The sequence below is a fragment of the Rhodomicrobium sp. R_RK_3 genome (assembly GCF_002198715.1).
Classification (GTDB): domain Bacteria; phylum Pseudomonadota; class Alphaproteobacteria; order Rhizobiales; family Rhodomicrobiaceae; genus R-RK-3.
The window spans coordinates 1-15,784 of sequence record NZ_MWLK01000018.1 but is presented as its reverse complement, the minus strand read 5'-3'; the positions used below and the strand labels follow the sequence as shown (position 1 = coordinate 15,784).

At 63.6% G+C, this 15,784-nt stretch carries 16 protein-coding genes and 5 pseudogenes; 14 read left to right on the top strand and 7 right to left on the bottom strand.

What is annotated here, in order from left to right; all coding sequences use genetic code 11:
• The first annotated feature begins 151 nt into the window (after positions 1-151).
• The gene (locus tag BLEFHOIH_RS26620; protein ID WP_170937086.1) at positions 152-328 is read left to right on the top strand and encodes a hypothetical protein; all 177 of its coding nucleotides are present in this window, start codon (positions 152-154) and stop codon (positions 326-328) included.
• 145 nt (positions 329-473) lie between these two features.
• On the top strand, positions 474-719 hold the full coding sequence (locus BLEFHOIH_RS09665; protein WP_088344829.1) for a hypothetical protein: 246 nt from the start codon (positions 474-476) through the stop codon (positions 717-719).
• Between the two features lie 458 nt (positions 720-1,177).
• Here BLEFHOIH_RS09665 and BLEFHOIH_RS27235 read toward each other — a convergent pair.
• The 4 genes and pseudogenes from BLEFHOIH_RS27235 to BLEFHOIH_RS09645 all read right to left on the bottom strand — a co-directional run.
• Positions 1,178-1,309 (bottom strand): annotated as a pseudogene (locus BLEFHOIH_RS27235) (sigma 54-interacting transcriptional regulator); the annotation flags it as partial.
• A gap of 137 nt (positions 1,310-1,446) precedes the next feature.
• Positions 1,447-1,737, bottom strand: coding sequence for a type II toxin-antitoxin system RelE/ParE family toxin (locus BLEFHOIH_RS09655; RefSeq protein ID WP_088344827.1), 291 nt, complete (start codon positions 1,735-1,737; stop codon positions 1,447-1,449).
• Positions 1,734-2,021: a CopG family ribbon-helix-helix protein gene (locus BLEFHOIH_RS09650; protein WP_088344825.1), complete on the bottom strand. Its 288-nt coding sequence runs from the start codon at positions 2,019-2,021 to the stop codon at positions 1,734-1,736. Before BLEFHOIH_RS09650 ends, BLEFHOIH_RS09655 begins: the two co-directional genes overlap by 4 nt.
• Positions 2,022-2,880: 859 nt before the next feature.
• The gene (locus tag BLEFHOIH_RS09645; protein ID WP_245296945.1) at positions 2,881-3,816 is read right to left on the bottom strand and encodes a LysR family transcriptional regulator; all 936 of its coding nucleotides are present in this window, start codon (positions 3,814-3,816) and stop codon (positions 2,881-2,883) included.
• Positions 3,817-3,922: 106 nt separating this feature from the next.
• Between BLEFHOIH_RS09645 and BLEFHOIH_RS09640 the strand changes: the two genes are divergently transcribed.
• The 4 genes and pseudogenes from BLEFHOIH_RS09640 to BLEFHOIH_RS27230 form a co-directional block, all read left to right on the top strand.
• Positions 3,923-4,180, top strand: a complete 258-nt coding sequence (locus BLEFHOIH_RS09640; protein ID WP_125461644.1) for a hypothetical protein — start codon at positions 3,923-3,925, stop codon at positions 4,178-4,180.
• Positions 4,181-4,363: 183 nt separating this feature from the next.
• Positions 4,364-4,852, top strand: a complete 489-nt coding sequence (locus tag BLEFHOIH_RS09635) for a cytochrome c (protein ID WP_245296963.1) — start codon at positions 4,364-4,366, stop codon at positions 4,850-4,852.
• Between the two features lie 125 nt (positions 4,853-4,977).
• On the top strand, positions 4,978-5,685 hold the full coding sequence (locus tag BLEFHOIH_RS09630) for an SDR family oxidoreductase (RefSeq protein ID WP_088344821.1): 708 nt from the start codon (positions 4,978-4,980) through the stop codon (positions 5,683-5,685).
• Between the two features lie 21 nt (positions 5,686-5,706).
• A pseudogene (locus tag BLEFHOIH_RS27230) lies at positions 5,707-5,839 on the top strand (LysR family transcriptional regulator); the annotation flags it as partial.
• Between the two features lie 430 nt (positions 5,840-6,269).
• Here the strand turns inward: BLEFHOIH_RS27230 and BLEFHOIH_RS09625 are convergent.
• The gene (locus BLEFHOIH_RS09625; protein WP_210191678.1) at positions 6,270-7,166 is read right to left on the bottom strand and encodes a LysR family transcriptional regulator; all 897 of its coding nucleotides are present in this window, start codon (positions 7,164-7,166) and stop codon (positions 6,270-6,272) included.
• A gap of 99 nt (positions 7,167-7,265) precedes the next feature.
• Here BLEFHOIH_RS09625 and BLEFHOIH_RS09620 point away from each other — a divergent pair, with 99 nt between their 5' ends.
• Positions 7,266-8,186, top strand: a complete 921-nt coding sequence (locus tag BLEFHOIH_RS09620) for an SDR family NAD(P)-dependent oxidoreductase (protein WP_088344817.1) — start codon at positions 7,266-7,268, stop codon at positions 8,184-8,186.
• A gap of 21 nt (positions 8,187-8,207) precedes the next feature.
• Here BLEFHOIH_RS09620 and BLEFHOIH_RS27225 read toward each other — a convergent pair.
• Positions 8,208-8,357 (bottom strand): annotated as a pseudogene (locus BLEFHOIH_RS27225) (LysR family transcriptional regulator); the annotation flags it as partial.
• 111 nt (positions 8,358-8,468) lie between these two features.
• Here BLEFHOIH_RS27225 and BLEFHOIH_RS09615 point away from each other — a divergent pair.
• The 7 genes and pseudogenes from BLEFHOIH_RS09615 (at position 8,469) to BLEFHOIH_RS09585 (ending at position 13,513) form a co-directional block, all read left to right on the top strand.
• On the top strand, positions 8,469-9,221 hold the full coding sequence (locus BLEFHOIH_RS09615; protein WP_088344815.1) for an SDR family oxidoreductase: 753 nt from the start codon (positions 8,469-8,471) through the stop codon (positions 9,219-9,221).
• Between the two features lie 68 nt (positions 9,222-9,289).
• Complete coding sequence (locus BLEFHOIH_RS09610) at positions 9,290-9,706, top strand: nuclear transport factor 2 family protein (RefSeq protein ID WP_088344813.1); 417 nt, start codon at positions 9,290-9,292, stop codon at positions 9,704-9,706.
• Between the two features lie 136 nt (positions 9,707-9,842).
• Complete coding sequence (locus BLEFHOIH_RS09605) at positions 9,843-11,066, top strand: epoxide hydrolase (RefSeq protein ID WP_245296944.1); 1,224 nt, start codon at positions 9,843-9,845, stop codon at positions 11,064-11,066.
• Positions 11,067-11,205: 139 nt separating this feature from the next.
• Positions 11,206-11,637 (top strand): DoxX family protein, encoded by a 432-nt coding sequence (locus BLEFHOIH_RS09600; RefSeq protein ID WP_088344809.1) that lies wholly within the window; start codon positions 11,206-11,208, stop codon positions 11,635-11,637.
• Between the two features lie 451 nt (positions 11,638-12,088).
• A pseudogene (locus tag BLEFHOIH_RS09595) lies at positions 12,089-12,367 on the top strand (ATP-binding protein); the annotation flags it as partial.
• A gap of 192 nt (positions 12,368-12,559) precedes the next feature.
• A complete protein-coding gene (locus tag BLEFHOIH_RS09590; protein ID WP_125461642.1) occupies positions 12,560-13,162 on the top strand; it encodes a hypothetical protein in 603 nt (200 codons plus the stop codon).
• A gap of 63 nt (positions 13,163-13,225) precedes the next feature.
• A complete protein-coding gene (locus BLEFHOIH_RS09585; RefSeq protein ID WP_125461641.1) occupies positions 13,226-13,513 on the top strand; it encodes a hypothetical protein in 288 nt (95 codons plus the stop codon).
• A 1,917-nt stretch (positions 13,514-15,430) separates the two neighbouring features.
• Here BLEFHOIH_RS09585 and BLEFHOIH_RS09580 read toward each other — a convergent pair.
• Positions 15,431-15,784 (bottom strand): annotated as a pseudogene (locus BLEFHOIH_RS09580) (hypothetical protein); the annotation flags it as partial.

Here is a 15,784-nt window from a genome sequence, read left to right as displayed (position 1 = left end):
GCGCTGAGCCGCTTCGGGCGCGCCGACGTCCAGAAGCTTGATCTTCTGCTCTTTGACCTCAATCGTGTCACCGTCGACGGCGGGGTGCCTTTGATGATGTCCGCGGCAGGGGCCGCCCGCCCGGAGGCGGCAAGCTTGCGGCCTATGCCGGGTGAAAGTCGTCGAGGAGGAGTCGGACATCACCATGCCCGAACTGAGCGCCCGGCTGATGAGCGAGCACGGGGTCCAAGCCGATCCGGCGACGCTGTCGCGATTCTACGCCAGCGCGGCTTTACCCATAAAAAACGCTGATGGCGTCGGAATGCGCTCGCGCCGTTATCCGGGCTGAACGCCGCCTGTGGATCGACCGCGGCCAGCCCAGAATGCGGCTTGAGCCGCATCCAACGCTGGCGAATGCCACCCGGCGCCCCTATCGTTTTCAATTGTAACCAGTAAGGAAGCTGGCCGCGCGCCGCTCCGAAAGGATCTTCGCAATGACTGCATCAGACGAACTCATCGCCGCCGCCCGTGCCCTTCTCCCATATCTGCAAACCTCCACCGATCTGGAAGCAGATATGTCCGGGAAGACTCGTGGCGAGGTCATGGCCACCTTGCAGGCACAGATTGACCGAGAATACCGGTCCAGAGGCGAGCGTCTCCGCGATGAAGCCGAGAGGGTCGATGCTGAGGAAGCCGCCATCAGAAGATTCAGAAAAGCCGTGGCGGCAATGGACGGCTGATTGTTCCAGAGGGAACCTGTGGCAAAGCTGGCTGCGCCGCCCGGTGGCGCCTGCCCCAGCGGACTCGTAGGACGGTCAAACTGCCGGTCTTGAGTAGCGGCGTATCGCCTGCGGCGGCTGACCGAGAGTCCGCAAAGAGGCGCGCCGCATCCTCTCGTGGTAGGAGGCTTTAGGGGGCTCGTGATACCTCATCAGGAGGCTTGCATGACACTAGGGAGCCAGGAAACCGCGAGTGTCCTGTAGACTTCCAGGAGGCGGGGGATAGGGAGGATATCCTCTATGGATGGTCCCAAGGGGGGTAGCCGATCGTCCGCGATCATCCGTAACTTCCGATCCTAATTCCGATGACCTGCGAGCCGCAGGCCCCGCGATACCTGAGTAGGGCAGGCGAAAAAGTGCGTCGAACCGGGGTCAATCTTGGACGCCGATCGGGGGTCAAAGTTCGGCGCCGATTGACAAATGGCGGCGCAGTTTATCGCCACGAACGGCTTGTTGCGCCGCGGACTGCATGAGTGGATGGCATCCGCGCAGACCTCCTTGCCGGTGCCGCTCTCGCCGGTGATGAAAACCGTGGCTTTCGAGGCGGCGGCCTTCGGTGTTAGGTGCCGAGCGCCAGTTGGCCGGTTTCAATGTCCCTTGTTCATGAGAAGGGCGCGCTGCCTAGAGCTTTCGTAGTGCAAGGACTAGCGGGGAACGGCGTTGCCCACAACGTTCGACCGCCTTTCCATTATTCGTGCCACGAGCCAGGTTGGTCTTGCGCGGTATGAAAAACCCGCAGAATTTCGATGCGATCGTCTCGCACTCGGTACGGAATAAGATAGGGGAGCCCAGGTACGCTGATTTTCCGGATATCGTCGATTTCCGTCGGGCGCCCCATGCCTGGGTGGACCTTCAGCCGCGCGACCAGCGTCCTGACCTTTTGCGCAACAGCACGGGCGGTTCGCGCATCGCGCTCCGCGATGTAGGCGCGAACCTCCTGCAAGTCCGCGACGGCGCGCGGCAGCCAGACGAGTTTCATCGCCTTTTCTTGATCACCACATCGGGTTGAGGAGGAACGAGTTCATTCTCGGAGCCCCAGCTGTCGAGCCACGCGTCAACGGCCCGATCGGAAACAAACGTGCCTTCGTCAGCCTCTTGACCTGCCTGCTGCAATTCCCTTATTTGCCATGCGTTGCGCTGCAGGTAATCGGTGATCGCCCGGGTGGCGAGATAGGATTTCGAGCGGTTGGTTGCTTTCGCGAGAAGGTCGAGCTCGGCCTTCAGGTCCTCCGGCAGGCGCACGGTGAATATGCCATTTGACATGTGGTTGCCCTCAACGGATGACGTATTACCGCGTATTACATTGCCATACGGAGTGAGCATGGTCAAGGTCGCGGGACGTTAGCAGCGTCATCCCTCTGCTCGGCAGGTTTGTGGTGGCAACCGGACCAAATCAAGTGGCGACATTGGCGACCGCGTCACCCTTGGCGTTGCCGCCGACCAGATTCCGGTTTCGCCTCATTGCTGCCGGTTTGCAATAATCGCGAACCTTCCGCACCCGACGAATTGCTGCCGAACGGGCAACCGGCTCTGGGTATGATCGCCGCGCAATGACCACCGGCCCAGCATCAATGCGGTCGACGCCTCGGGACTCGACCGCATCTCTTGCTATCGCATCGCCGAACATGCGCCTCGTCGGCCGACACCGTCGGAGTCGCGTCGACGCTACAAACATTGCGGCGATCGCGCTCGACCGGTCTACCTCCCGAAGCAGAATCTCACCGGCGTGGCCCGACTGTCCGAGGCCGCTTTTTCCAGCCCAAGCCGACCAAACGCACCTCGTGATGCCGACCTGCCCGAGGTGGGCTATAGCCGGTCCGCCTGCACATTGGGGAGTCGCGTCGATGACCAAAGCCCCGTTTGGGCGGTATGGCGCTTGAGAGACGCTAGACCACGCGCCGCGACCTCCGGCTTTGGGAGCACAAGAGACTCCGAGGCGGCGACTGTGGCTCCAGCTTCGCCGCAGGAAGAGACATTTGCCGCCATCTCGCATAATTCGCGTCCAAACGCAGGCGAGCTTTAGGACATGTCGGTCCGCATTCCCAAAGCCGAATAGATCTGCGGCCGCGCACCATCGAATATTGGCGCCCGTGTGAGCAACGCTATCGATCTCCGGCCATTGCTAGAGGCTCACCGTAAAGATCGCCGTGTTTCTCAGGCGTACGGCAAGATGATCGATCCAGGCGCGCACCTGTGGCGGCAGGCCGGTGCGGGTGGTGAACACCAGATGCACAAGGCCCTCGGGCGCCTGCCAGTTGGGAAACACCCGCACCAGATGGCCCGCCTGCAACGCCTCGGCGCAGTTGTGATCCGGGAGCAGGGCTATGCCCAGGCCGGCGATTGCGGCCTCGCGTAAGGAAGTGAAGTCGGCGCAGGAAAAGCGCGGCTCGTGCGTGACGCTGCGGATCTCGCCATCGGCACCTTCGAGCCTCCAGATGGCGGGACCGAGCGAATCGGATGTGCTCAGCGTCGGCAGCGCGGCGAGCGCGGCGATGTCTCCGCTCTCCGGCAAGGCGTTCGCGACGGCCGGGCTCGCCAGCAGGATGCGCCGGCTTTTCGCGAGCGTGCGCATGGTGAGAGCGGCATCGGTGTCCAGCTTCAATCGCACGCGCAGGGCCACGTCGATGCGCTCGGCTATGAGGTCCACTGGGCGGTCGATAGCGACGATCTGCACACTCACACGAGGGTAGAGCCGCAGGAAATCGGGTAGCCCCGGCATCACCACTTCCACCAGCCCCGTCGGGCAGGAAAAGCGCACCAGTCCGCGCGGCTCGCTCTGGCTGGCCGCAACGACGGCTTCGGCGCGCTCGACGGCGGTCAGTGCGCTGCGGCAGTGCTCATAGAATGATTGACCGATCTCGGTGATGCGGAAACGGCGCGAGGTACGCTCGATCAGCCGTACGCCTAGGCGTGCTTCCAGCTCCGCGATCCGCCGGCTCAGCTTGGATTTCGGCACGCGCAGTGCCCGGCCGGCCGCCGCAAAGCCGCCATGCGCGATGACCTCGGTGAAATAATAGACGTCGTTGAGGTTCTGCATGCGGCCCGGCTGGCGTTTCATTGATAGAACGCAAGGTATCAGAACTGCGGACTACCCGCATCATCGTCCTGAATTTATCTCAGTTGCCACCACCGAAATGGTTCGTGGAAGCACAATGGAGAGCGCGATGAGCGGGAAACTCGAAGGCAGGGTCGCGGTGGTTACGGGGCGCGCGACGGGCATCGTCTTGCCGTGGCCAAGCCGTTCGCGGCAGAAGGCGCACGGGGTGTTCGTCACCGGGCGCCGTCCGGCCGAACTTGACGCCGCGGTGAAGGAGATCGGGCCGAAAGCCATCGGCATCTGCAGCGATGTGTTGCAACTAGCCGATCTCGACCGTCTCTGCGACGCGGTTCAGCAGCATGCCTCGCATATTCGCGGACGGTAAACGTCCGCTTTGACTCTTTATCTTGGTTGCGGATGGGGAAACGTCCGCTTCTGCGCGCGCAGGCGGACGCACTGACGTGGCGCGCCCCTTCGCCATCGGTTTTAGGATTGAAATCACATGAAATGGAATGTTCTCAGCAAGGCTGCCATCCGCCATATAGCAATCGCCGTCATGGCCTGCGTCATGAATCTGGGAAGCGGCGCGCCCCAGGCGCAGACCGCCAGGCAAGACAGCATCGCGCGCGGCAAATATCTCGTCGAATTCGGCGGCTGCAATGACTGCCACACGCCCGGCTACTTCTTTGGAAAGCCGGACGCCTCGCGGCACCTGGCGGGCTCCGACGTCGGTTTTGAAATCCCGCAGATGGGCGTTTTCGTCGGGCCGAACCTGACTCCGGACAAGGATACGGGCCTTGGCAACTGGAGCAAGGCGCAGATCATCACGGCCCTGCAAACCGGTGTCCGTCCCGATGGCCGCATCCTGTCGCCGAACATGCCCTGGCGCGCCTTCGCCAGGCTCACTAAAGCCGATGCCGAAGCGATCGCCGACTATCTGAAGAGCCTTCCGCCAGTCCGCAACAAAGCCGCCGGGCCGTTTGGTCCGGATGAGAAGGTTCCGGTCTTCGTGCTGACGATCCGGCCTCCGGCGGCGGACGCACAGCCAGCACGATAGGTTCTCGACGCCGCGCGGCATCACGACCGCCCGCTCGACTGCGGCACAGGCGGCATGCAACAGGCGCTTGGCCAAGCCGATCAGGCAAGCCGTCCTGAATCACAGCAGATGAATGGAGAAAGTCGATGAAGACTGACAGCAAGCGCGCATTGGTGGTCGGCGGGTCCACCGGTATCGGCCTGGCGATAGCGCGGTTTCTCGCCGAGCGGGGCGAAACCGTGATCGTCACCAGCCGGGATGCGGGCCGGGCCCGCGAGGTCGCGGCGCAATTGGGACCGCTGCACGAGGGCTTGGCGCTCGACCTCGCCAAGCCGGACGGCATCGCAGGGCAATTGCGGGGCCTGGCCCCGCTCGACCATCTCGCGCTAGTCGGCTCGGAGCGCGATCGCAATACGCTCGCGAACTACGATATCGCGACCGGAACCAGCGCCGTGATCGTCAAGGTTGTCGGCTACACCGCCGTGATCAAGGTGCTGATGCCCCGCTTTAACGCCGGCGCCTCGATCGTAGTGCTGGGAGGCATCGCGCGCCGTGTGGGGTATCCGGGCTCCACCTCCACCGGCCTGGTGAATGGCGCTGTCAGCAGCATGGCGCAGACGTTTGCGGCCGAACTTTCACCGACCCGGATCAACGCGCTGCACCCCGGCGGCGTCGCCGACAGTCCCGCCTGGGAAAACGCACCCACGCCCTATCTGGAGACGCTGCGCAGCCGCACCGCCAGCCGCGCGCTGGTGACCATGGCCAATGTTTCGCATGCGGCGGCGTTCCTGTTCGACAATCCGGGCGTGAACGGCATCAACCTGGAGGTCGATGGCGGGTTTCCGACGTTTTAACGGGTGCAGTCGCCGTCATGGTCGCCCCGCATCCGCGTCACCGACACCGGCCTCGCTTTCTATGAGCGATGTCGCGCCATGCTTGCCGAAGCCGAGCATGCTGAGGTTTGTCTTGCAGGCCCAGGCCGAGCCACACGGGTGGATCCGCTTCAGTTGGGTACGACTATTTCCGTATGGCAGATCGCCAGCGCCGAGGGCTGCCCATGGGGCCGCCGGACGATCGTGCTCTTTACCAAAGCGACGTGCCCAGGCTGCGGAGCCCCGTATGTGCCGCCCAGCCCCCCCAAGAGCCGAGGAAGCCTCCCGGCCATCTGCCGCCGGGTTCTATCTGATCCCCGGAGTTTCCAGGCCTTTTGCCGCGTGCGGGCTGGGTCGAACTATCGTCCAGACCCGATTTCCCGCTCTGAGAAGCCTCCAGCCCGCGCCGTCTGGCGACGGCGCGGCGACGATACTGCTATCAAGCTCACCGACGACTGGCCCGGCATAGCGCCAATCACCGACGAGGAGGTCAGGCGTCATCGAGGCCTTCTTCGGCGACCTCTCGACGAGCCTTTCGGTTCATTCCTCATGGGGCAAAGAAAAAGTCACAACAGCACTTCCTGTCGGATGAACGTGATAAGCGCCCTCATGCCCGCGCTTAAATGTCGGTGGCGCGGATAATACAGGCAAAGGCCCGGATAGGGCGGCGTCCAGTCGGCCAGACATTGGACCAGAGCGGAACCCGCCAGATCCGCCTCCACCACCCACAGGGACACATAGCCCACGCCGAACCCCGCCAGCACGGCCTCGCGGATCAGCCGCGAACTGTCGAGTTCCAGGCGGCCCCGCGTATCGACGGCGAGGGCCTCGCCATGCCGCTCGAACTCCCAGCGATACTGGCGGCCGGAGGGCAAGCGGAGCTGAACGCAGTGGTGCAGCGCCAAGTCGGCGGGCGAATTCAGCGGCGGCGCATCCGCCAGATAGCTCGGTGCCGCGACCACGATATGCTGCAGCTCCGGTCCGATCGGCACGGCGACCATAGTCGCGGGCACGAGCGCCTTGGCGCGAATGCCGCAATCGAAGCCGTCGCGTGCGATATCCACCAATTTGCCTTCAGAGACGACCTCAATGCGCATCTCCGGGTTGGCCTGCAGGAAGCGCACCACCACCGGCGCCAGGATCTGCTCGGTCGCGGCGGATGCAGCGTTGATGCGGATCAAGCCGGAGGGGCGTTCGCTCGAGCCGCTGACTGCCCGAACGGCCTGGTCAAGCTGGGCAAGCGCGGGGACGAGGGCCTCGACGAACCGCTTGCCGACGTCGGTCAGCGAGACATTTCGGGTGGTGCGGATGAAGAGCTGCACATTCAGCCGCGCCTCCAGCCCCGCCACGGCGTGGCTCAGCGCTGAAGGGCTTGCCCCAAGGGCGCGCGCGGCGGCGCGGAAGCCGCCATGATGGGCGACGGCGGCGAAAGCCGCCAATTCGGCCGGCGTTAAATCGGACAATGTTCGATAAAGCTCATTACTGCGTGCCATATGCGAGAGCTAATACAAACACTCATCGCGTGCCATCTTCGTTTCGCGCTTTCCGCAACGGAGATCGAGATGGCTTCCTTCACCACGAACTTTGGATTTTCCTCAACTGCCAGCGAGGTCCTGCATGGCCTTGATCTGTCCGGCAAGACTATCATCGTGACGGGGGGAGCCAGCGGCATCGGAATCGAAACCGTGCGCGCGCTGGCCGCCGCCGGCGCGGCTGTCACCATCGGGGCCCGCCGCCCCGATGCCGCCGAAAGCGTCGCGGCGGAACTGCGAACAGCGACGCGGAGCAACGCGATCGAGGTTCGCGCGCTCGATCTCGCCGATCTGGCCTCGGTGCGCGCATTCGTCGCCGGCTGGGACAAGCCGTTGAATGCGCTGGTCAACAATGCCGGCATCATGGCGCCGCCCGACCTGCAGCGCACCAACGAGGGGCGCGAGCTGCAATTCGGCACCAACTTCGTCGGGCATTTCGCGCTGACTACCGGGCTACATGCCTGGCTGCGCCGGGCGCAGGATGCGCGCGTCGTCTCCGTCGCCTCGACCGGCAATCTGTTCGCCCCGGTGTTCTGGGACGATCCAGATTTCCGTTTCATCCCCTACCATCCGCTGCTCGCCTATGCCCAGTCCAAGACAGCCTGCATTCTGCTGTCTGTCGGCATCGCGCGCCAATGGCATGCCGATGGGATCACGTCCAATGCGCTGAACCCAGGCGCCATCGCCACCAATCTGCAGCGTCATACCGGCGGCCTGCGCACCCCGGAGCCTTATCGCAAGACCCCGCAGCAGGGCGCCGCGACCTCGGTTCTGCTGGCGGCCTCGCCGCGTCTTGCCGGGGTCAACGGCCGCTATTTCGACAATTGCAATGAGGCCGACAGCGTCACCGAGCGCGGCAGCGACCCGCCGGCGGGCGTGGCGCCCTATGCGCTCGATCCGGGCAATGCGGACCGGCTTTGGGAGATGGCCGCCGCGATGATCGCGGAATGATGAACCGCAGGCTCGGTCGCTGATAAGGCGTAACGCCAATTTCTCCTCTAGGCCCGAGATCGTTCGACTGAGCTTGGACTTGGAGTCGCGCAAGGCGCGCCCGGCGGCGGCCAAGGCGCCGTGCGTCAAGATGTCGGCGAAGTAGGCGTAGTCGTTGAGGGTGATCCGCATCAGCGTTCCTCCAGTAGAACGCTAAGTGCCACATTCGCTGACTACACGCATCATCGTTCTGACTGCATCTCTTCGTCATCACCGGCGCTCGGCCGCCCAAGGAGACAGACCATGAATAACAGGTTCAGCAACAAGGTCGTGGTGGTGACTGGCGGCTCCAGCGGTATCGGCCTGGCCGCGGCGAAGGCGTTCTCAGCCGAGGGCGCTTCGGTGTTCATCACCGGCCGCCGGCAGGAAACGCTCGACGCCGCCGGGAAGCAGATCGGCGGCCGCGTCACCGCCGTCCGGGGCGACATGTCGAAATTGGCCGACATAGACCGGCTCTACGACACCATCCAGCAGAAGCACGCTCAGATCGACGTGCTGTTCGCCAACGCTGGCGGCGGCGAGATGGTCCCCCTCGGCGCCATCTCCGAGGAGCACTATCAAAGTACGTTCGACACCAACGTGAAGGGCGTGCTGTTCACGGTTCAGAAGGCGCTGCCGCCGCTCAAGGACGGCGCGTCCATCATCCTTACGAGCTCCACCACCAGCATCTCCGGCACCCCTGGATTCAGCGTCTATTCCGCGACAAAGGCGGCGGTGCGCAACTTCGCCCGCAACTGGATGCTCGACCTGAAGGATCGTCATATCCGCGTCAACGCGGTCAGCCCCGGCGTCACCGACACCGCCGGACTGGACGAGCTGTTCGGCGGCGGCGCGCAGGCGCAAGGCACCCGGGATTATCTGGCCGGCCTGATCCCCGCCGGCCGCGTCGGCCAGCCCGACGAGATCGCCAAGGCGGTGCTGTTCCTCGCCTCCGATGACCCCGGCCTCATCAACGGCGTCGAGCTCTTCGTCGACGGCGGTCAGGCCCAGATCTAAGCCATCACCGGGCCGCCCTCGGTGCGATGTGACAGCCCGAGGCCGCGCTCCCTTCCAAGGAGACCATCATGATCCAGTCTGCGGAATCGGCGGAGCGTATCCGCCAACTGCTCGACCGAAACCTCCAGGAGGTCTTCGGCGAGAGCGACGATGCGCGGCGCCGCGCGGCGATCGACGCGCTCTGGGCGGAGGACGCGGTCCTCTACGTGCCGCCCGGCGTGATTGTCGGACGCGATGCGATCGACAAGTTCGCCGGCGACCTGCGGGCGACGCATCCGCATTACGTCTACACGCCGCATGGCGCCCCACAGGTGCTCCATAACGCCGGGCGTCTGGCCTGGGGGTCGGGGCCCATTGGCGAGCCCCCCGAATATACCGGCTGGGACGTCGTGATCGTTCGCGATGGCAAGATCGCAGCGCTCTACGTCTTCCTCGATGAGGCATCGGAAGAGTTTCGCCGAGCCACCACACACCCCGCGGTTTGATCCGCATTCCCGACAACACGCTCGCTCTCTCCAGGGGCGGGCCCCGGCAGCAAGGAGTTGCCCTGTGTTCACTCCACTATCGCCCGACCTCCCATCGGCCTCGCGCCGGCAGGCCCTACGCAGCCTAGCCGAAGGGTTGGCGGTCGCCACGCTGGCTGGCCTCTCATCGGAGGTCCGCGCGGACGTTGGCGCGCCCGTAACGTCGGCAGCGCCAGGCGCCGTCACCCCGTTTCGCGTCGCCGTTCCGCAAGCGGCCATCGACGATCTCAAGCAACGTCTGCGCAGGGTTCGTTTTCCAGAAAAGGAGACCGTGACCGATTGGACGCAAGGTGTGCCCCTGAATAAGGCCAAGGCGCTTATCGCCTATTGGCGCGACCGCTATGACTGGCGGCGCTTCGAGCGGCGTCTCAACGCGGTCCCGCATTTTCGCACCGAGATCGACGGGCTGGGCATCCACTTCATCCATGTGCGGTCTAAGCATCCGGAGGCGCTTCCGATGATCCTGACGCACGGCTGGCCAGGTTCGGTCGTCGAGTTTCTGAAGGTGATCGGGCCGCTCACCGATCCCACCGCCTACGGCGGCCGCGCCGAAGACGCGTTCGACGTCGTCATCCCATCGCTCCCGGGCTTTGCCTGGTCGGGCAAGCCTAGCCAGACCGGATGGACGGTCGAGCGGACGGCCCGCGCCTGGGCCACCCTGATGCAACGCCTTGGCTATACCCGATGGGTTGCTCAAGGCGGGGACTGGGGATCGGGCGTCACGCATGCGCTGGCCCATCAGCAACCCGCCGGCCTCGCCGCGGCGCATGTGAACTGGCAGTTCGTCATTCCCGAACACCTCCCCGAGCACCCGACGGCCGAGGAACGGGTCGCCATCGAGGCCTTCCAACGTTTCACGGGCGATGGCTATGGATACTTCCGCGAACAAGCCACCCGACCGCAAACGATCGGCTATGCGCTAGCCGACTCGCCGGCCGGGCTGGCGACCTGGATCTACGAGAAGTTCCAGGCCTGGACCGACAACCGCGGCGATCCGGAAGACGCCCTGAGCCTCGACGAAATGCTCGACGACATCTCGATCTACTGGTTCACGGACACAGCGGCCTCCGCCGCCCGGTTCTACTGGGAGAATGCGCGAAACGGCCGTGGCGTGAACGCCGGGCGCATCGAATTGCCGATGGCGGCAACCGTGTTCCCGCGTGAGATCTTCACGACGACCAAGGCCTGGGCGCAGGCGCTCTGGCCTAACCTCATCTACTGGAACAAGGTCGATCGCGGCGGCCATTTCGCGGCCTTCGAGCAGCCGGCGCTTTTCGCCAGCGAGATGCGCAAGGCGTTCATCACCATTCGCGGCGGGTAAGCGGGCCGCCGCCGTTACGGCTCCCGCGCTCCGCGTACCTTCCAAGCCCCTTCGTGCAGCCGAGCCCGTCTCCGGATCGGCGGCATGACTTCTCACGCCCGGACACGGCCACTGCAACTCAGATGAAGGATCTAAAGAGATGAATACCCAGACCTATGCCGACGCTCCGAGCGCTGCGGCTTTCAACCTGATCTCGACGCTCGTTCCGCTCGTCGGCCGCGGCATGATCAGCGCCATCTTCTTGCTGTCGGGCCTGTCGAAGATCGCCGCGCCGGCTATGACCATCGGCTACATCCAGTCCGTCGGCCTGCCGATGCCCGGCGTCGCTTTCGGCCTGTCGACGTTCGTGGAACTCGCCGGCGGCCTCGCCCTGCTGCTGGGCTATCGCACGCGCGCCGTCGCGGGTGTGCTGGCGCTGTTTTCACTTGTCACCGCGGCGTTCTTCCACAGCGTGCTCGGCGACCAGAACCAGTTCATCCACTTCTTCAAGAACATCGCGATTGCCGGCGGTCTGCTGCACGTCGTTGCTTTCGGCGGCGGCCGCATTAGCCTCGACGCCCGTCGCGGCTGATGGACAGGCCGGCCGTCAGCCGAGACCTGGACGGCAAAGGCGGCGTCTATCTGGAGGACTGCCCGTGGTGCCTGACGAGGGGCGTGCGCCCTACGGCCTGAAATCCTGGGCGCTCGGCGTGAGCGTCGCCGATCGACTCTGGTCGTAGTGCGAGACCATGACGGGCGTGCGCGCGCCAACGAACGGCGCGTAAAGCGGGTCCGCAAGTTTCGCTGAACACCGATTGAGACTGCCGCATCGTGGATATTTCGCGCCAGCGCCAAGCGCCGTTGGCGGCGTGTGATCAATATTAGCAAATGGAGTTGAAAGTGACGACTTTGTCGAAGTCGAACGACGTTCGCGATCTTTTGGTGGATCCCGACGCCGAGGAGGGCTTTACGACCACCTCGTGGGGCGAGGCTTCCCGCACGCGACTGTCTGGACTTTCCCCAGTTTAGAGCTCGGCGGCCATGGCCGCATCGCCGACGGCCTCGCCCGCGTCGATCTCCTCATCCTCGACGAACTCGGCTATCTGCCCTTCGCCCAATCCGGCGGCCAGTTGCTGTTCCACCTGATCAGCCGGCTCTATGAGGGAACCTCTATCATCGTTACCACGAACCTCGCCTTCGCCGAATGGCCAAGCGTCTTCGGCGACGCCAAGATGACCACAGCGCTGCTCGACCGGCTCACCCATCACTGCGACATCATCGAGACCGGCAACGACAGCTGGCGCTTCAAGAACAGATCCTGAGCCGAACACCGCCTGCCTGGCTCTGCGCTGTTCCGCTACGCTCCACAGCTCCGCGCCAGGCAGTCGAAAAAGCGCGTCGAACCGGGGTCAATCTTGGACGCCGATCGGGGGCGGATTGCCTCATCGCAAATGTTACCCGAGACCTGACCGCCAGGACTTGGGCTGGGTCATCAAATCGGCTCGATGGCGCCGATGGCGGACAGGATCAGCATGGGTGCACGGCGGGAGGTTGTGGCGGCGGTGGCGGAACGCTACCGGTCTGGCACGCGGGGGGAGAAGGGGCGCATTCTCGACGAGCTTTGCGCGGTGACGGGGTGGCATCGCAAGCATGCGGTCCGGGCGCTGCGCGGCGTCGGCGGCAAGGCCGCGGATCAGCCGCGCCAGCGGGCTTGCCGATATGGCGCCACGATCAAGGATGCGGTGATTGCGTTGTGGGAAGCGTCCGATCGGGTTTGCGGCAAACGGCTTGTCGCGATGATCCCGGCTTTGCTCCCGGCGCTGGAGACGCATGGCCGATTGAGGCTCGACAGCCAAGGCCGGGCGCTTGTCCTGGGCGTGAGTGCCGCGACCATCGATCGGCTGCTGGTCGCCACCAAAGTTGCGGCCAGCGGCGGCTGGAGGCGGCGGGTCGGGTTTTATTCGGCTGTGCGCCGCGAGGTTCCAATCCGGACCTTCAATGACTGGAAGGATCCAGCCCCTGGCTTTTGCGAGATCGACATGGTCGCGCATGGCGGCACGTCGGTGGCGGGCTCCTTCATCCAGACGCTCACCATGGTCGACGTGGCCACGGGCTGAACGGAGTGCCTGCCGCTGCTGACGCGCAAGGGAGCACTCAAGACCAGGGTGCGGATGCCCTCCATGCTCGACCCGCACCTCGCCGCGATCGAGGACTGGCTTGCCGCCGAGCCGCAGCTAACGGCGCTGGCCATCCTCGGCCGGCTGACCGAGCGGCATCCCGATCAGTTTGGACCGCGGCAGCACTCTATCGTGCAGCGCCTGCTGAGGGGGCTGCGAACCAAGCCCGCGCAGCAGATCACCGCTGCGCTGCCGCCGACCAGACCGCCCCGCGCTGTGGACGGCTCGGGCTATGCAGGGCCCGACCCGACCACAGCCCCTGCCTCCGAGTTCGGTAACATTCTCAGATGAGGCAATACGCGGGGTCAAAGTTCGGCGCCGATTGACAGAAAAGGCGTTTGCAGCGGCGGGAAGCAGGGGCTACAGCCCGGATGCTGAAGGCCGGGGGGCATCTGGCCGAAGCTGCACGGCAAGCCGCCCTACGCTCATTGGAGAATCCTAAAGTGCCGGCGAGAAAAGGACCGAAGCACCAACCACAGATAGTTTATGTGCTGCTCATTGGGCTGGTGATCGCCAAGCAGCACGATATACCCCAAGCGGAATTAAAGTTCGGCCTACTGGGTCAATCAGGAGACTTGCAAGACGCCATGAAAGTCATTTCGTTGTCGGTTACTGGCCTGAATGGCTCTGGCTGTTGCCTTTTGCACAAGCTGGCGCCCCCTCGTGCATGGTCAAACTTCACGGTCCGCACGTGCGCCTGCATCGGCGGGGCGTTCGGCAGTTAAATCCGTAAAAACAGAGAGTTTGAAGTTCGTTTTGCGGCAGCGGGAACCTGTACACTCCCTGCCAATTCATCCGTGTTTTTTAGCTGCCGTGGCACGCCGCCTTCGAATTTGGTTGGTCACAACGGCTCTCGAATAAGCGTGGTACTTATCGTGTTCTCGTATACTTCATGTAGCTCCTGGCAACATCATCCGCTGCCGGACGGCACCCTCAGGCGTCGAGCTTTAGCGAGTAAGAGTAGAAGTGCGTGACCGGCTTGCCGGGTGGCCATCTTCACATATCTTGCCCGCATGTTTCGCCGCACCATCCCGCATTATTCCGCATTTTGCCGCACCGACCGCACTATGCCGCATCGAGGTTTATAACCGCCCGAAACTGGCCAGATCATGGAGCCAGCGGGCAATCGGCAAGGTTGTAATTGCGTCGACGCGTTTGGTCTACGAGCTTAGATCCGGGGGCCGCATGAGCGGATTATCGCACCTCCGCATATGCGCATATGCGCAATGACAGTCTCGATGTTGGGCCTTTCAACACCGTCGGATCTATCGATTGCCGCCAAAAATGCTTGTAAGGTCCAGGACCATGGCTCCGTAATGCGCCGCTATGGTCCTGCAGCAGTTTCTACGGCGTAGAGTGACCAGGTCGGGCATAGCCGGTATCTCGACTTCACCGGGGGGGGCCTTAACCCGTGTGAATTTGGCTGCTGGCAATAGGTTTGTCTTTTGTTCGACCCCGACGCCTGTCGCCCACGAGCAGTTCGGCTTTGCATTTAGGGAGCCGTAACGAGGTTCCGCCCTCCCTGGGGAGCCTCCCCTCCCCGGCTTCCCCAAGGTCCTGACAAGGTCCTGACAAGGTCCTGATCATGTCTGGAGCAAGATCTTGCCACAATATGGTCCTGCCAAGGTCCTGACATTGCGCAGATGCGCAATTGCGGAATGCCGCATTGACGCAGCACCCGGATTCTGAAATGGGGTCGTTGCCGAATAGTGTTGGCGGTTGCCCATCATTCAGCCCTAAGTTGTGCTGCCGCGCGCGCGACGCATGATGCCGTTGCGGATGCCGCAAGCCGAAAAAATGGCCCGGCGTTGATGGCTGGCATAGGCATTGCCGGTATAGACCCGGCGTGTCGTCGCCGATGCGACGGCTCGTTCACACCGGCCGCGGTGACCATCAGCCGGTCCATGGCCTCTGCTTTTGCCGTGCTGCGCCGTCCAGCCGGCCTTGGGATCGTACGCCCAAACCTCGCAGTTGCGGAGTTGCGGCTTTACGGATCTGGGCTCTCCGCAATAGCAAAAATGCGAAATTGGGAGGGCCGCAGTAGCGAGAATACGGAATAACGATTTTCCCTAATGACGGAATTTCGCAACGTCCAGCGGGTATAACTTCCGGCCTCCACTTGCGACCTGGGGGCACCGCTCGCCGGGCGAACAGGAGGCTTTATGACACCTTAGGAGGCCATCAGGAGGCTTGCTTGACACTAGGGCCCTAGGAATCCGCGAGTGTCCTGTAGACTTCCAGGAGCGGGGGGCCGACATCACTCTGCGCAGGACTGAAGTGTATGCAAGATGGGGTGTTTCTATGAGATCCGGCAGAAAACGCAACGCTCCAATCTCCCTGGCCGACATTGGCCGGGATCGTGTAGATCGCCTTGCCTATCTCCTGCCGACCGCGCTGACTAGGAAGCCGCTTCTCAGCCATGCGGTCGCCGCGCGCCCGCTGCACGAGAATTTCTCTTCGATCGTGATCACCCGCCTCGAGCAGTGTCATTACCTCCTCGATGAAGTCGTTCAGCGGCATGGCGCGGGGATCGGTCAGTTGCTGCGGACCTGTGATCTTGGT

Coding starts and splice junctions, on each gene's coding strand:
- BLEFHOIH_RS09665 (WP_088344829.1), top strand. CDS start 474: ATGACTGCATCAGACGAACTCATCGCCGCCGCCCGTGCCCTTCTCCCA.
- BLEFHOIH_RS09655 (WP_088344827.1), bottom strand. CDS start 1,737: ATGAAACTCGTCTGGCTGCCGCGCGCCGTCGCGGACTTGCAGGAGGTT.
- BLEFHOIH_RS09650 (WP_088344825.1), bottom strand. CDS start 2,021: ATGTCAAATGGCATATTCACCGTGCGCCTGCCGGAGGACCTGAAGGCC.
- BLEFHOIH_RS09645 (WP_245296945.1), bottom strand. CDS start 3,816: ATGAAACGCCAGCCGGGCCGCATGCAGAACCTCAACGACGTCTATTAT.
- BLEFHOIH_RS09640 (WP_125461644.1), top strand. CDS start 3,923: ATGAGCGGGAAACTCGAAGGCAGGGTCGCGGTGGTTACGGGGCGCGCG.
- BLEFHOIH_RS09635 (WP_245296963.1), top strand. CDS start 4,364: ATGAATCTGGGAAGCGGCGCGCCCCAGGCGCAGACCGCCAGGCAAGAC.
- BLEFHOIH_RS09630 (WP_088344821.1), top strand. CDS start 4,978: ATGAAGACTGACAGCAAGCGCGCATTGGTGGTCGGCGGGTCCACCGGT.
- BLEFHOIH_RS09620 (WP_088344817.1), top strand. CDS start 7,266: ATGGCTTCCTTCACCACGAACTTTGGATTTTCCTCAACTGCCAGCGAG.
- BLEFHOIH_RS09615 (WP_088344815.1), top strand. CDS start 8,469: ATGAATAACAGGTTCAGCAACAAGGTCGTGGTGGTGACTGGCGGCTCC.
- BLEFHOIH_RS09610 (WP_088344813.1), top strand. CDS start 9,290: ATGATCCAGTCTGCGGAATCGGCGGAGCGTATCCGCCAACTGCTCGAC.
- BLEFHOIH_RS09600 (WP_088344809.1), top strand. CDS start 11,206: ATGAATACCCAGACCTATGCCGACGCTCCGAGCGCTGCGGCTTTCAAC.
- BLEFHOIH_RS09590 (WP_125461642.1), top strand. CDS start 12,560: ATGGCGGACAGGATCAGCATGGGTGCACGGCGGGAGGTTGTGGCGGCG.
- BLEFHOIH_RS09585 (WP_125461641.1), top strand. CDS start 13,226: ATGCTCGACCCGCACCTCGCCGCGATCGAGGACTGGCTTGCCGCCGAG.